Genomic DNA, 14,626 nt, shown 5'->3' with positions numbered 1-14,626 from the left:
CGGCGCTCAGGCGCCGCCGAGGGGGTTGATGCCGGTCTTCTTGCCCGCGAAGGCGAAGAAGAGCAGGTCGGTCATCTCGAAGACGTCACCGCGGCCGAGCGTGGGGCGGAAGCCGGGGTCGCGCACGATCGAGAAGCGGCTGCCCTCCATCGCCCGGTGGATGGTCTCCGCGACGAGACGGGCGCCGACGCGCCTGAGTCGACCGTCTCCCGTCTCCGCTTCGCGCAGGATGTAGAACCACAGCGGTGTGTCCGCCACCAGCCTGTCCTCCTGCCGCTTGGTCAGTCCGGCGACCCTCGCGCCACCGCTGCCCTGGAGGATCTGCCGCCGGCTGAGCGGCTGGACCGCGACGCCGGAGGCACGGAGCTTCTGCACCATCTGCTGGCCGCTGGCCAGGTGGACCATGGAGGCGCGGGTCAGGTTCCGGAACGCCAGGTTGCGGCGACGGTCATCGAACGGGATGCCGGCCCCGCCGCCGAACGTGCTCGGCGGCAGGTTCTTCAGGGGATCCGTCAGCAGGGTGTCGATGCGCTGGGCCATGTTCACCCCGTCGGGCGGAGCCAGGTCGGGATGCCCGCCACCGGGGAAGTCGTACATGCGGCGCCAATCCGCGAGCCAGTTGCTCAGCAGCCGGTCGGCCCCTCCGAGGTCGCCCCCTGCGGCCGAGAACTGGAACATGTAGTCGAGGAACCCCACCCCACGCGGGAACCGTCGGTTCCAGTCGTAGACGGGTCGGATCATGCTGTGCCCGAGCCGGAACGCCGCCACGGAGAACTCGACCGGCATCGTGGGCATGTCCGTCGGAGCGGCGGTCGGCTGCACGACCTTGCGCCCGTTGGTGAAGACGTCGTCCAGGACGCGTGGGTCGACGATGCGCGGCAGGTAGTCGTGGCGGACCAGCCACTGGTAGTGGAGGGTGACCGACTTCCGGGCGCGCCGGAAGCGCTGCGGCGCGGGCACGCTGGCGGGCAGCTTGTCGGCGACCCGGTTGTGGAAGCGGATCATCGACAGGTGCGTCTGGGCGACGATCAGGTTCTCGTCGTTGCGCGGGTCCGGGATCAGCGCCTTGCGCCGAGCCTTCACCCCGCCGGTCCCCACTCGCGGCAGGTCGTGCCCCGGCTTGGCCCGGTCCGGGCCGGTGCGGATCGTCGTCCCGGTCTTGAGGTGCACGCCGTCCGACTCGTAGAACCGGACCGAGCCCGGATTCGCCGGCCCCGCGCCGTACAGGGAGTCGAGGTCCAGCGTGGGTGAGCGACCCTGGAGCAGCTCGGCCGGCGTCACGTCCTCGCCGAGGGCCACGTCGGTCGCGTCCATGGTGAGGTCATGGTCGATGAACTGGCCCAGGTAGGTGTAGCCGGCCGGCACGTCACCGCGGCCACCACCGCCCTTGGTCATCGCGTCGGCGATGGCCAGCGCCAGGGGTTCACCGAGAGCCCGTCCGCGCGGGCCGACCCGGGAGAAGCGGAACGGCGGCGCAGCACCCGCGCGGCGCGCAGCCGGTGGCGCCGCCTCCGGCATCGTGATCGGGTCGGGCAGGTCCCCATGCCGTCCCCCCAGCTGGGTGTTGACCAGGCCTTCGCCCTCGATGAAGAAGCTCTCCGAACCGTGTCGTGCGCTCATCTCGTCACGCTAGGCCGTCGAGCACGCGTGCCGCGTGGCCAAATGGGGCCATATCCAGCGGCAGGTCCCCCGTCTAGCCCCCGAGCTGGGCGAGCAGTGGATCGCGCAGACCGACGCAGTCGAGTGCCCAGAACGGCTCGCAGTAGACGAGCGCCCCCGTCATCCACGGCTCGTACGCCGGGAGCAGCACGACCTGGAAGGCCGGTGCGGGGATCCGGGCGGAGGGTGCGGTGAACCCCAGCGGGCCGGCGGCGGACCAGCCGCGGTCGCTGTAGAAGCCCGGGTCGCCCTCGAGGAAGACGGCCGGCGACCCGATCTGCTCGGCCTCGACCAAGGCCGCGCGCAGGAGCTCTGCTCCGATCCCCTGGCGCTGGTGCGCAGGGGCGACCGACAGGGGGCTGAGCACCAGGACATCGACGAGTGCCTCGCGGGCGTCGACCCACGAGCGGCTCAGCTGGACATGTCCGACGACCTGCCCCTCGGCGTCGGCGACGATGCTCGCTCTTGTGCTGCCGGCGTCGTCCAACGCCGTGACCAGGCGAGCGACCGTCGGACCCTCGTCGGGACCGAACGCCTCCTCCACCACGCGCAGCACCGACTCCCGGTCATCCGGCAGAGCAACCCTTGACTTGAAGTTCACTTCAACTTGCACCCTCGTCGAGAACCAAGCGTGATCCCACGCAGCGTGATCTGACCCTAGGAGAGACCTTCCATGCCTGTCGCTGTGATTACCGGAGCCTCGCAGGGGCTCGGCCTGTCCCTCGCCCACGCCCTCGCCTCGACCGGCTGGTCCGTCGTCGCGGATGCGCGCGACGCCGTACGGCTGGACGCGGCCGTTGCTGCCCTGCCCGGTGGACCGCACCTCGCCGTACCCGGCGACGTCACCGACTCCTGGCACCGCGGCGCCCTCGCGGCGTCGGCGGCCGACCTCGGCGGCGCCGACCTGCTGGTCAACAATGCGAGCACGTTGGGAGTGAGCCCCCTCCCCCGACTCGCCGACCTCGAGCCGGAGACCTACCTGCGCACGATGGAGGTCAACGTGGTGGCGCCGATCGCGCTCGCGTCCCTGGTGCTGCCGCAGCTGCGCGCCCGACGCGGACGGATCCTCAACCTCACCTCCGACGCATCCGTCGAGGCGTACGAGACCTGGGGCGGCTACGGCTCCTCCAAGGCCGCGCTCGACCACGCCACGCGGATCCTCGCGGAGGAGGAGCCCGAGGTCAGGGTGTACGCCGTCGACCCCGGTGACCTGCGTACGGCGATGCACCAGGCGGCGTTCCCCGGCGAGGACATCAGCGACCGTCCCGACCCGGCCTCCGTCGTACCCCGCCTGATGGCGCTGGTCGTCGGCGACCTCGCGAGCGGCCGCCACCGGGCCGCCGACCTCGAGCCGGTCGTGCGCGCATGACGCTCACCGACCAGGGAGCGATCCGCGAGGCGACGGTGCCGCCCGAGGCACGCGGGGTGGCCCGCGACGAGGTGCGGCTCGCCGTCGTGACCCCGGAGGAGACGGTCCACACCACGGCCACCCACCTGCCGGACCACCTGCGCCCCGGCGACCTGCTGGTCGTGAACACCAGCGCGACGTTGCCCTCAGCCGTGACCGGTGAGAGGTGGGGCATCCACGTGTCGACGGTGCTCGACGACGGCAGCTGGGTGGTCGAGCTCCGGCAGCCGGACAACAGCGGTCCGGCGACGCCTGTGCCGGGTGAGGTGCTCGCCCTGCCCGGTGGTGTCTCGCTCCGGGTGATCGAGCCGCACCCGGCAGGACAGTCCCGGCTGTGGCGGACGCTCCCGTCGCCGGAGGTGGACCGGGCGGCGTACCTGAACCGATGGGGGCACCCGATCCGCTACCGCTACGTGCACGGCGAGTGGCCGATCGAGGCCTTGCAGAACGTCTACGCGCGCCACCCCGGCAGCGCCGAGATGCCCAGCGCCGGACGGCCTCTGACCGCACGGCTGCTGGTCTCGCTGATGGCGTCGGGCGTGGCGGTCGCCCCGATCGTGCTGCACACCGGGGTCGCCAGCCAGGAGAAGCACGAGCCGCCGCAGCCTGAGGAGTACGCCGTGCCGGCGGCGACCGCCCGCCTCGTCGACTCCACCCGCGCGGCGGGTCGCCGGGTGGTAGCGGTGGGGACCACGGTGGTCCGCGCGCTGGAGTCCGCGGTGGCCGGCGGGAAGGTCGTCCCTACTGCTGGGTGGACGTCGCTGGTCCTCGACCCGTCGTGGCCCACCCGGGTCGTCGACGGTCTGCTCACCGGCCTCCACGAGCCCGAGGCGAGCCACCTCCAGCTGCTCGCCGCCGTCGCGGGCCGCCCCCTGGTCGACCGGGCGTACACCGACATCAGCGCTCCCGGCGCCCCGCCGTACCTCTGGCACGAGTTCGGCGACTCGATGCTGCTGCTGCCGCCGGCCGCGGTCAGCGGCCGAGGTGGACCGCGTTCCTGACGAGGTCGAGGGCCTCGTCGGCCCAGCCGAGGGTCTTCAGGCCGGGCGTGAGGTTCTGCGGCGGCTTCCGGACCAGGGAGTCGCGGCGGATCAGCCGGTCGAAGTCGACGGTCACGGGGTCGCTGCGTACGGACTGGTCGCCGGCGTGCCGGAAGAGCACCCCGGCGCCCCGCATGATGGTGATCAGCTCCTGGGCGATCATCCCGTAGGCGACCGTCGTCGGGTGCACGCCGTCGAGCGAGAACAGCCCGCCGTCCGACCGACCGCCCTTGCCGTCGCCGGCCAGGAACCGCGAGTCGATCGTCGGCTTGAGCGCGGCGACCGGGCCCGGGAGCGGGTACTGCGACCACCACGGCGGGCGGGCGTTGACGTCCTCGATGTAGCGGCGCGAGGCCAGTCGGTCCAGCAGGCCGGCGACATCGAGCACGAGCCAGTCCCGGGCGTCCTTCTTCGGCCCCTTCCTGGCGGCGGCGACCATCGCGACGATCGCGTCGTTGTACTGGTCGATCGCCGAGTCGATGGCGCGCGCCTGGTCGCCGGTGATGCACGGGTCCTGGCGCGGGTCGAAGTGCGCGGCGTCGACCCACGGCCGCGTGTAGTAAGGGAAGTAGCGCGATCCGGGCCGCAGCTTCTGGCCGAGGCCCCGGCTGATCGGCGGGACCGTCACGTGCGGGACCGTGCACCAGATGACGTGCCGCGCGTTGATCTTCTCGACCTCCGCGACGACCTCGGCGAGCTCGTTCGCGAAGTGGGTGGGGCGCCACACGGTGTAGGCGCCCTTCTTCTTCAGGTCCTGGTAGCCGGCGCCGCTCCACTCGACCTTGAGTTTCGTCACCGTCTGCAGCGCGTTGTTGGCACCGAGGAAGACGATCAGGGTCTCGATCCCGGCGTCCGCTCCCTGGGTGTCAGCGCCCAGGCGGGCGGCCGCGCCGAACAGCGTGTCGTCGGGGTGCTCCGACGGGTAGACCCGCAGCGCCGCTCGCGCCCCGTTGCTCTGCACGACCTGCTTGACCAGGTCGTCCTTGGGCGCCTTGATGTCGGCCACGCAGGTGTTGTAGGTCCGCGCCAGCGCGTCGCGCAGGTCCCAGCCGTAGACCGACAGGTCGTGGTTGATGCCGGTGGCCGCCGGCGGGACGCTCCCCGCCCCGCGCTCCCAGTAGTCCTCGATCTGGTCCATCAGAGCCCGGCCGTGGAAGACGGCGCCCGGGATCTCCCACCAGTCGACCTGCTCGCCGTAGCGCCGCTCCAGGTCGCGCAGCAGGTACTCGATGTTGAGGGGAAGGCCTCCGGGGCCGCCGTACGTCGGATAGCGGTAGTCGTCGAACCACCCGAGCTCGTAGGCGATGATCGCCGGGTAGGAGATGTCGGTGTTGTAGATCGCGCCGCTCTGGAAGCCGTGCGACAGCGAGTCCCCGATCACGACCAGGCGGTGCGGCGGCTGCGCCTTCGGGGCCGCCGGGAAGGTGAACGACCCGGGCACCCCGACCTGGGGGTCGAACTCGGGGACCCGTGGCTCGTCTCGGACCTCGACGTCCGCCGGTGTGCCCTCGGCGACGACGATCGGGTGGTTGGCAGGTGCGGTGGTGGCCATGACGCTGTCGCTTCCGTGGGCGCGGGCAGCCGGACATGGGCGCCCGGTCACCGGGCGTCGTGGAGGAGGCCCGAGCGGCGGCCGACCTCGAGGGGACGCGCATCACGGTGCCGAGATCGTCGATCGTCTCGCCAACGCCTGAGCCCGGCAATAGCCCACGATGACTAGCGCCCTGGCGGTTGGTGGTTTCGCCATGACGATCAGCCGCGCTCTCCCGGCCTGTCGACGACCACGGCGTCCTCCACCGCGTCCTCGTACCAGGTCTCCCCGGCCGTGACGTCGAAGCCCTTGGCGCCAGCGCCCCCCAGCCGCCCGTCCTCGAGCGCCGTGACCCGGACACCACGGTAGGTGTAGGTGTCGGGATCGAGCAGCAGCTCGCGGCGGCTGAGCAGCCCGCTCGCGTCCGGCGCCCGGTCGAGCGTCACCGCCAGCACGGGGTCGCCGAGCAGGTCGGGCTCGGCGCCGTCGTCGATCGCGACTCCCGGGATGGTCGCCAGCGCGCGGAAGAGGTCGGCCCGGGCCTGCGCGGGCAGCACCGGCTGCCCGAGCGCCTCGACGACCGCGGCATAGTTGCGCACCGCCTCACTCCCCCCGTCGGCATCCGCGAGGCCACCGTCCCGCAGCGCCGCGAGCAGGGCCGCGGGCTCGTGCGGCAGCTGGGCCGCGGCGTCGTACCACGCGGCCGGCGACGGGATCTCGGGGTCGACCTGGACCTCCTGCACGTGGAGGCGCTCGGGATGGTCCGAGGGTGCGGCGGCGAACTGCGTGCCGTCGAAGCGCATCCAGCCTTCGCCCGGGATCATCTCGAAGGGTCCGCCGTCGGTGGCTCCGCCGTACATCGTCTGGAGGACCCACTGGTCGTCACGTGGACGCGGCACCGGGTCGCTGGCCGCGGCCGCCGCGGCCCGTCCGAGCACGACAGCGGCGCTCGGTGAGGCAGCCGGGCCGGTCTGCACGACCAGGGCGGTGACGGCGACCGCCGCCACCGCGGCCGCGGCCGCCGGCCATCGGCCGCGCGCTCGGCGACGCGTCTCCATGGCGTCCAGCAGGGCCTCGCGGGCGGCAGCCGGCGCTCCGGCAGGGGCGTCGGCGCGGAACTCGCGCACGAGGGTCAAGTCATCCATGGTTTCCTCCACGTGTCTCGAGGGCGGTCAACGGGCGGATGGCGACACGCTCCGTCCCGGGTGACAACGTCGTGCGCACCTTGCGGCGCGCGCGGTTGAGCCGGGACCGGACGGTCCCGACAGGCAGCTGCAGAGCGTCGGCAACCTCGGCGTAGCTCAGCTCCGCCCAGGCGACCAGCAGCAGTACGTCGCGGTCGCCCGCAGAGAGCTCGGAGAGGGCGCTGGCCAGCTCCCGGTTCATCGCCTGCGCGCTGACCCGGTCGTCGGCGCCGTCCGACCACGAGCTCGCCACCGGGTCGACGCCCGTGCGCGCATAGGCGCGCAGTCCACGGAGCTCGCTGCGACGGTGCTTGGCGGCGAGGTTGCTCGCGATGCCGAACAGCCACGGCCGCGCGCTGGGCGCGGCCCGGTCGAACCCGGCTCTCGCACCGAACGCGGCCACGAAGGTGTCCGCCGTCAGGTCGTCGGCGACGTCGCTCCCGAGGCGGCGACGGAGATATCGGTGTACGTCGTCGGCATGGCGGGCGTAGATCTCCGCGAACGCCGCCGGCTCGTGGACCGAGACGGCGACGACCTGCGGATCCGTCTGGCCGTTCCAGGGTGGGGGGTTCGGTGTGCTCACACCTGTTCTTTCCCGATCCCCTCGCCCGAGTTCACGCAGAGCTCGAGCAGTTGCCGGTGGGTCTCCTCGTCCGCCGCCACCAGCAGGCCGCTGCCACCAGCCGAGTCGACCTCGCCGCCGCGCAGGTCGGTGACGACGCAGCCGGCTGCTCGACAGATCGCGATGCCGGCCGCGAAGTGCACGTTGTCCTCGAAGTGCCCGTCCGTGACGTACGCCGCCCGCCGGCCGGCCGCCACCCAGACCAGGGCCAGCGTCGTGGACAGCACTCGGCCGCCGTACCGACTCCGGAAGTCGGGGTGCCCGAGCAGCGCGGCTGGGCGGAAGCCACCGGGATCCGGGTCGACGGCGTCGAGGTTGACGTCGACCAGCGTCGAGACGGACGACGGCTCCAGTGCCGTGTCGGCGCCGCCCGACCGGAGCCACGCACCGCCGCCATCCGTCCAGAAGACCTCGTCGGCGATCGGATCGGCCGAAGCAGCGGCGGTGACGACGCCGCCATCGCGGAGCGCGACGTTGACGGCGATCAGCGGAGTCTGCGCCGCGAAGTTGAGCGTCCCGCACAGCGGGTCGACCAGCCATGTACGAGTCGCGCCCGCACGGCCGGTCCGTCCGCCCTCCTCCCCCAGGATCGCGTCATCGGGGCGGGCCGCGCGCAGCACGTCGAGGATCGCCTGCTCGGCCGCGAGGTCAGCGGTCGTCGCGAAGTCGGTCGACGACTTCGCGAAGCGCTCCACCTGGACGCCGTACTGCGCACACACGATGCCCGCACCGGCTTCGGCAGCATCGATGGCCAGGATCGCGTCCGTCATGCGCTGCGCAGGAACCAGAAGCGGACCTCGCGGGTCGAGTTGTCCACGTTGAGGTCGACCAGGCAGATGCTCTGCCAGGTGCCGAGCGCGAGCCGGCCGTCGAGCACCGGGACCGTGGCGTGCGGTGGCACGATCGCCGGCATCACGTGTGAGCGACCGTGCCCGCGGCTACCGTGCCGGTGCCGCCACCGGTCGTCGGCCGGCAGCAGGTCACCGAGGGCGGCCAGCAGGTCGTCGTCGCTGCCGGCTCCGGTCTCGATGATCGCGATGCCAGCGGTCGCGTGCGGCACGAACACGTTGAGCAGCCCGTCACCGCGACCCGCCACGAAGTCACGGGACTCTTCCGTCAGGTCGAGCACGACCTCGTCGTGTCCAGTCCGTAACTCCACTGTCATCGAATCCATAGGACCATCGTGGCATCGGGCCGCTAACGTCCGCGCATGGAAGTCCTCTCCTGCAGCTGGCGCACCGACCTCGCGATCCTCGCGCTGTCGGGTAGCGAGATCGAGCAGCACCCGACGTACATCGTCGTCCGAACCCCCGACAACCCGGGATACCGCTGGGGCAACTTCGTGCTCCTGCGTCGCGCCCCGTTGCGACGCGACCTCGGCCTCGTCGAGGAGCTCTTCGCCCGCGAGCTGCCCGGGATCAGGCACCGTGCGTTCGGCGTCGACTCCCCCGACGGGCAGGTCGCCGAGCTGGCGGCGTTCGCGGACGCCGGGTACGCCGTCGACACGGCGGTCGTCCTCACCGCGACCCGCGTCCTCCCGCCGCCGCGTCCCAACGCGACCGCGCTCTTCCGACCGCTGAGGGGCGACGACGACTGGGCCCAGCGGGTCTCGCTCGACCTGGCCTGCCACGACGGCGGCTCGGACGGGTTCGGTGACTTCACGCACCGCAAGGCCGCCGCCGAGCGACGGATCACCGAGGACGGTCACAGCGTCTGGTACGGCGCCTTCGACCGGGGCCGTCTCGTCGCCACGATGGGGATCGTGCGCGCCGGCAGCAGGGTCGCCCGCTTCCAGGAGGTGCAGACCCACCCCGAGGCACGCGGCCGTGGGGTCGCGGGGTCACTCGTCCACGCTGCCGGAGCCGATGCCTTCGAGCGCCTCGGTGCGACCACGCTCGTGACCGTCGCCGACCCCGGCTACCACGTGATCCGGGTCTACCGCTCGGTCGGCTTCGTCGACTCCGAGGTGCAGCTGACGGCCGAGCTCACCCGGCCCGCGTGACGATCAGACGTCAGTGCCGGACCCACCGGCGGACCCAGTGCCACCGTTCGGGTCCGAGACGCCACCGGCACACGTCACGTTGGGCTCCGGCGCGGTCTCCCCGCCGCCGTACGTCCGGATGAAGAGCTCCAGCCTCGGGTCGTCGGCGCCGTCGAGCGCCAGCTGCCTGCCCCAGACCGTCACCACCACGGGTGCGGTGAGGCCGGGGTACGGCGCCAGGATGCCGTTCTGCGGCAGCTCCTCGGCGAGCTCGTCGACGTCGCCGTCGCCCAGGTCCGGGTCGTAGCTGATCCAGACCGTGCCGTGCTCCAGGTCGTGGACGGCGTTCTCCTCCCGCACCGGCACGTCGTACACGCCGCAGTCCAGCCACTCCGGCGCGTGCTCACCGCCGACGGGCGGGCTCTGCGGGTAGTCGACGTCGTCCGGCGTGTGGTCGGCCGACAGGTCGTCGTACGACTTCACGGCCGCCAGGTCGCTGGGGACCGAGTCCTCGGTGAGGAGCATCGGGACGGCCACGGCGAGCGCGACCACGATCGCCACGCCGATGGCCGCCAGTGCGATCACCGGACCCCGCGAGCGACGCGGCGGCTCCGGTCCGAACGACGCCACCAGGCTCGGCTCGGGCGCGCCCGGCGGTGGGTAGGGCGGCGGCGGTGGTGGGTACGACGGCGGCGGCGGGATGTCCGACATCAGTCCTCCAAGAGCCGCTCGACGCGCTCGACCTTGGCGGTCATCTCGCCCGTGAACCCTGCCCGGATGTCGGCCTTGAGCACCAGCCCGACCCGCGGCGAGACCTCGGCGACGACCTCGACGGCCCGCTTCACGACGGCCATCACCTCGTCCCACTCCCCCTCGATGTTGGTGAACATCGAGTTGGTCTCGTTGGGCAGCCCGGACTCGCGGACCACTCGTACGGCGGCGGCCACCGCCTCGGACACGCTGCCGGTGTCGTCGCCGGTGGTCGGGGAGATGCTGAACGCCACGATCATGGTGAGACGGTATCCAGTGACTCCAGGCGCAGCCGCGCCAGGGCCGAAATGCCGAGTCGGCGCAAAGTGACCCCTGGCTGGGGTCACTTTGCGCCGACTCGTGGGTCAATCTGCGCCGACTCGGCGATCAGGTCAGGCCGACTGCGCCCGCAGGTTGCGGAGCACGTACTGCATGATGCCGCCGTTGCGGTAGTAGTTCGCCTCGCCGGGGGTGTCGATACGGACGACGGCGTCGAACTCCACATCGCCTGCCTTGACCTTGACGGTCTTCGGCGTCCGACCCTCGTTGAGCTCGGTGATGCCGGTGATCGAGAACGTCTCCTCGCCGGTCAGGCCGAGCGACTCGGCGCTCTCACCCTCGGGGAACTGCAGCGGGATCACGCCCATGCCGATCAGGTTCGAGCGGTGGATGCGCTCGTACGACTCGGCGATGACCGCCTTGACGCCCAGCAGCGAGGTGCCCTTGGCCGCCCAGTCACGCGACGAGCCGGAGCCGTACTCCTTGCCGCACAGCACGACCAGCGGAGTACCTGCCGCGATGTAGTTCTCGGAGGCCTCGAACACGGTGGTGACAGGAGCGTCGTCCAACGTGAAGTCGCGGGTGAAGCCACCCTCGGTCCCGGGAGCCAGCTGGTTGCGCAGGCGGATGTTGGCGAACGTGCCGCGGATCATGACCTCGTGGTTGCCACGGCGTGAGCCGTAGGAGTTGAAGTCCCGCTGACCGACGCCGTGCTCGGCGAGGTACTTCCCCGCCGGCGAGTCCTTCTTGATCGCACCGGCCGGGCTGATGTGGTCGGTGGTCACCGAGTCGCCCAGCTTGAGCAGCACGCGCGCGCCCTCGATGTCGGTCACGGCCTCCGGCTTCTCGGGCATGCCGTCGAAGTACGGGGGCTTGCGGACGTACGTCGACTCCGGGTCCCACTCGAATGTCTTGCCCTCGGGGGTCGGCAGCGACTGCCAGGCCTCGTCGCCGGCGAACACGTCCTGGTAGCTCTCGTCGAACATGTCGGAGTTGATCGCCGCGGCGATGACCTCCTCGATCTCGGTCGGAGTCGGCCAGATGTCCTTCATGAACACGTCGTTGCCGTCCGTGTCCTTGCCGAGCGGGTCGGTGAACAGGTCGACGTCCATCGAGCCGGCCAGCGCGTAGGCAACGACCAGCGGCGGCGACGCGAGGTAGTTCATCTTGATGTCCGGGTTGATCCGGCCCTCGAAGTTGCGGTTGCCCGACAGCACCGACACGACCGCGAGGTCGTTGTCGTTGACGGCCTGGCTGACCTCGGGGATCAGCGGGCCGGAGTTGCCGATGCAGGTGGTGCAGCCGTAGCCGACGAGGTTGAAGCCGAGCTTGTCCAGGTACGGCGTGAGGCCCGACTTGTTGTAGTAGTCCGAGACCACCTTGGAGCCGGGGGCCAGCGTCGTCTTGACCCACGGCTTGCGCTCGAGGCCCTTCTCGACGGCCTTCTTGGCGAGCAGCGCCGCGCCGATCATCACCGACGGGTTGGACGTGTTGGTGCACGACGTGATGGCCGCGATCGTGACCGCGCCGTGGTCGAGCTCGAACGACGTGCCGTCCGCCAGGGTCACCTGAGCCGGGTTGCTCGGGCGACCCGCGCCGGCCACCGGGGTGGCGTGGGGCAGCTCGTTGGGCGCCGCCTCGCCGTGACCGTTGCTCGGGGCGTCCGAGGCGGGGAACGACTCGGCGACGGCCTCGTCGTACCCGTTCTCCTGGCCGGAGTCGTCGACGTAGTCGGCGAGCGCCGTACGGAAGGAGTCCTTGGCCTCGGACAGCGAGACGCGGTCCTGCGGGCGCTTGGGACCGGCCAGCGACGGTACGACGGTCGCCATGTCGAGCTCGAGCTTCTCGGAGAAGCGCGGCTCGGCGTCCGGGTCGTGCCAGAGGCCCTGCTCCTTGGCGTACGCCTCCACCAGCGCGAGCTGCTCCTCGGAGCGGCCGGTGAGCTTGAGGTACTTGGTGGTCTCGGCGTCGATCGGGAAGACCGCGATCGTGGAGCCGAACTCCGGGCTCATGTTGCCGATGGTGGCGCGGTTGGCCAGCGGCAGCACCGAGACGCCGGGGCCGTAGAACTCGACGAACTTGCCGACGACCCCGTGCTTGCGCAGCATCTCGGTGATCGTGAGGACCAGGTCGGTCGCGGTCGCGCCCTCGGGCAGGTCGCCGAAGAGCTTGAAGCCGACGACGCGCGGGATCAGCATCGACACGGGCTGGCCGAGCATCGCGGCCTCGGCCTCGATGCCACCGACGCCCCAGCCGACCACGCCGATGCCGTTGACCATCGTGGTGTGGGAGTCGGTGCCGACGCAGGTGTCGGGGTAGGCCTGGAGCTCGCCGTCGACCTCACGAGTGAAGACGGTGCGCGCGAGGTGCTCGATGTTGACCTGGTGGACGATGCCGGTGCCCGGCGGGACGACCTTGAAGTCGTCGAACGCGCCCTGGCCCCACCGCAGGAACTGGTAGCGCTCGCGGTTGCGCTCGTACTCGATCTCGACGTTGCGCTCGAAGGCCTCGGGGGTGCCGAAGACGTCGGCGATCACGGAGTGGTCGATGACCATCTCGGCGGGCGCGAGCGGGTTGATCTTGGTCGGGTCGCCGCCGAGGTCGGCCATCGCCTCACGCATGGTGGCGAGGTCGACGACGCACGGGACGCCGGTGAAGTCCTGCATGATCACGCGTGCCGGGGTGAACTGGATCTCCTTGCTGGGGTCCGCGTCCGCGTCCCAGCCGGCGATCGCCTTGATGTCGTCGGCGGTGATGTCCGCGCCGTCCTCAGTGCGGAGGAGGTTCTCGAGAAGCACCTTGAGGCTGAACGGAAGGGACTTGACATCCAGGCCGTCACCCTCGACCGCGTCGAGGCGGAAGATCTCGTAGGACTTGCCGTCCACGTCCAAGGTGCCCTTGGCACCGAAGCTGTCCTGACTGGCCACAGCAGTCATCTCCTGATGTCTCGTCGTCGTCCAGATCGCGTCTCCCATCCTGCCGCCGCTGTCGAGTGCGGGAAAAGCAAGGCTCCCCTAACTCGGTCACGGGACTCTGTCAGGCGGGGCACGGAGGGATATCTCTTGATGTCAAGATACACGATGTCGAATGGGTTGCGAAGTCAACCCGCGGGGTGGTCAGCCGAAACTTGCGGACACGCCGTTGCTGCAACGGCGTGTCCGCGGGTTTCCCCGGGCAGCCGGGGAAACCCGCGCGGCCGTCAGCCCTGCGCAAGCTCCGCGACGTGCTGCCACTTCTGCCAGGTCGCGAGGCGTGACTCGTAGTCGGCCGTCGCGATGCCGATCGGCGCCGTACCGAAGAAGACCCGCAGCGGCGGCTCCTCCGCGTCGACGACGGCCAGCACGGCGCGGGCCGAGGCGGTCGGGTCACCCGGCTGCGCGGAGCGGGCCGCTCGCCACTGCTGGGCCTTCTCGCGCAGGTCGTCGTACGCCGCCAGCGCGGTCGCGTGCTTGGCCGATGGCCCGGCCCAGTCGGTCGAGAAGCCGCCGGGCTCGATCAGGGTCACGTGGATCCCGAAGTCGGCGACCTCCTGGGCGAGCGCCTGGGAGAAGCCCTCCAGTGCCCACTTGGAGGCGTGGTAGGCGCCGACGTTGGGGAACGCCGAGATGCCGCCGATCGAGGACACCTGGAGGATGTGGCCGGACCCCTGCTCCCGCAGCAGCGGCAGCGCGGCCTGGGTGACCCACATGGCGCCGAACACGTTGGTCTCGAGCTGGGCGCGGAAGTCGTCCTCGCTGAGCTCCTCGACCATGCCGAACTGGCCGTAGCCGGCGTTGTTGACCACGACATCGAGGCGACCGAAGTGCTGGTGCGCCTGCTGTACGGCGGCGAAGTCGGCCGCTCGGTCGGTGACGTCGAGCTGGAGCGCGAGGACCGTATCGCCGTACTTCTGGACCAGGTCGTCGAGCCTGCTGATGTCGCGAGCGGTGGCGGCCACGCGGTCGCCGCGCTCGAGAGCGGCCATCGTCCACTCACGCCCGAAGCCGCGGGACGCGCCGGTGATGAACCAGGTCTTTGCAGTCATGCTTGCGAACGTACGACCTGGAGTGCACTCGAACTCAAGCGCGAGTGAGCAGAGCTACGCACTCCATGTGGTGGGTCATCGGGAAGACGCGGATGCTCGTGAGCGTGAGCGCGATCCTTTGCTGCAGATTGCGCTCAGCGGAGGAAAA

At 71.0% G+C, this 14,626-nt stretch carries 14 protein-coding genes; 3 read left to right on the top strand and 11 right to left on the bottom strand.

The window, feature by feature from the left end:
- Window positions 1–6: 6 nt before the first annotated feature.
- Both ABEA33_RS05035 and ABEA33_RS05030 read right to left on the bottom strand, forming a co-directional pair.
- Entirely contained in the window at window positions 7–1,620 is a 1,614-nt protein-coding gene (locus ABEA33_RS05035; RefSeq protein ID WP_345525527.1) for a peroxidase family protein, read from the bottom strand.
- A 73-nt stretch (window positions 1,621–1,693) separates the two neighbouring features.
- Window positions 1,694–2,260 carry a GNAT family N-acetyltransferase gene (locus ABEA33_RS05030; protein ID WP_345525526.1) on the bottom strand — a complete coding sequence of 189 codons (567 nt, stop codon included), beginning with the start codon at window positions 2,258–2,260 and terminating at the stop codon, window positions 1,694–1,696.
- 72 nt (window positions 2,261–2,332) lie between these two features.
- Here ABEA33_RS05030 and ABEA33_RS05025 point away from each other — a divergent pair, with 72 nt between their 5' ends.
- Window positions 2,333–3,028 (top strand): SDR family NAD(P)-dependent oxidoreductase, encoded by a 696-nt coding sequence (locus ABEA33_RS05025; RefSeq protein ID WP_345525525.1) that lies wholly within the window; start codon window positions 2,333–2,335, stop codon window positions 3,026–3,028.
- Window positions 3,025–4,068, top strand: coding sequence for an S-adenosylmethionine:tRNA ribosyltransferase-isomerase (locus ABEA33_RS05020; protein ID WP_345525524.1), 1,044 nt, complete (start codon window positions 3,025–3,027; stop codon window positions 4,066–4,068). Before ABEA33_RS05025 ends, ABEA33_RS05020 begins: the two co-directional genes overlap by 4 nt.
- Here the strand turns inward: ABEA33_RS05020 and ABEA33_RS05015 are convergent.
- The 5 genes from ABEA33_RS05015 to ABEA33_RS04995 form a co-directional block, all read right to left on the bottom strand.
- A complete protein-coding gene (locus tag ABEA33_RS05015; protein ID WP_345525522.1) occupies window positions 4,040–5,659 on the bottom strand; it encodes a hypothetical protein in 1,620 nt (539 codons plus the stop codon). The genes ABEA33_RS05020 and ABEA33_RS05015 overlap by 29 nt on opposite strands.
- A 200-nt stretch (window positions 5,660–5,859) precedes the next feature.
- On the bottom strand, window positions 5,860–6,783 hold the full coding sequence (locus ABEA33_RS05010; RefSeq protein ID WP_345525521.1) for a CU044_5270 family protein: 924 nt from the start codon (window positions 6,781–6,783) through the stop codon (window positions 5,860–5,862).
- On the bottom strand, window positions 6,776–7,405 hold the full coding sequence (locus ABEA33_RS05005; RefSeq protein ID WP_345525519.1) for an RNA polymerase sigma factor: 630 nt from the start codon (window positions 7,403–7,405) through the stop codon (window positions 6,776–6,778). The genes ABEA33_RS05010 and ABEA33_RS05005 overlap by 8 nt, the downstream gene beginning before the upstream one ends.
- Window positions 7,402–8,214: an inositol monophosphatase family protein gene (locus ABEA33_RS05000; RefSeq protein WP_345525517.1), complete on the bottom strand. Its 813-nt coding sequence runs from the start codon at window positions 8,212–8,214 to the stop codon at window positions 7,402–7,404. The genes ABEA33_RS05005 and ABEA33_RS05000 overlap by 4 nt, the downstream gene beginning before the upstream one ends.
- Window positions 8,211–8,609 carry a YjbQ family protein gene (locus tag ABEA33_RS04995; RefSeq protein WP_425577328.1) on the bottom strand — a complete coding sequence of 133 codons (399 nt, stop codon included), beginning with the start codon at window positions 8,607–8,609 and terminating at the stop codon, window positions 8,211–8,213. Before ABEA33_RS04995 ends, ABEA33_RS05000 begins: the two co-directional genes overlap by 4 nt.
- A gap of 45 nt (window positions 8,610–8,654) precedes the next feature.
- On the opposite strand from ABEA33_RS04995, the gene ABEA33_RS04990 reads away from it, so the two are divergent.
- A complete protein-coding gene (locus ABEA33_RS04990) occupies window positions 8,655–9,446 on the top strand; it encodes a GNAT family N-acetyltransferase (protein ID WP_345525514.1) in 792 nt (263 codons plus the stop codon).
- A gap of 3 nt (window positions 9,447–9,449) precedes the next feature.
- Here the strand turns inward: ABEA33_RS04990 and ABEA33_RS04985 are convergent, their stop codons facing one another.
- From ABEA33_RS04985 to ABEA33_RS04970, 4 genes are all read right to left on the bottom strand, one after another.
- Complete coding sequence (locus ABEA33_RS04985) at window positions 9,450–10,136, bottom strand: thioredoxin-like domain-containing protein (protein ID WP_345525513.1); 687 nt, start codon at window positions 10,134–10,136, stop codon at window positions 9,450–9,452.
- Complete coding sequence (locus ABEA33_RS04980; protein WP_345525511.1) at window positions 10,136–10,435, bottom strand: MTH1187 family thiamine-binding protein; 300 nt, start codon at window positions 10,433–10,435, stop codon at window positions 10,136–10,138. The genes ABEA33_RS04985 and ABEA33_RS04980 overlap by 1 nt, the downstream gene beginning before the upstream one ends.
- Before the next feature lie 132 nt (window positions 10,436–10,567).
- Complete coding sequence (locus ABEA33_RS04975; protein ID WP_345525510.1) at window positions 10,568–13,390, bottom strand: aconitate hydratase; 2,823 nt, start codon at window positions 13,388–13,390, stop codon at window positions 10,568–10,570.
- A gap of 263 nt (window positions 13,391–13,653) precedes the next feature.
- The gene (locus ABEA33_RS04970; RefSeq protein WP_345525509.1) at window positions 13,654–14,478 is read right to left on the bottom strand and encodes an SDR family oxidoreductase; all 825 of its coding nucleotides are present in this window, start codon (window positions 14,476–14,478) and stop codon (window positions 13,654–13,656) included.
- Window positions 14,479–14,626: the final 148 nt, after the last annotated feature.

Origin of the sequence: Nocardioides endophyticus (assembly GCF_039543845.1) — a bacterium.
Taxonomy (GTDB): Bacteria; Actinomycetota; Actinomycetes; order Propionibacteriales; family Nocardioidaceae; genus Nocardioides; species Nocardioides endophyticus.
This window is presented reverse-complemented; position numbering and strand designations above follow the sequence as displayed.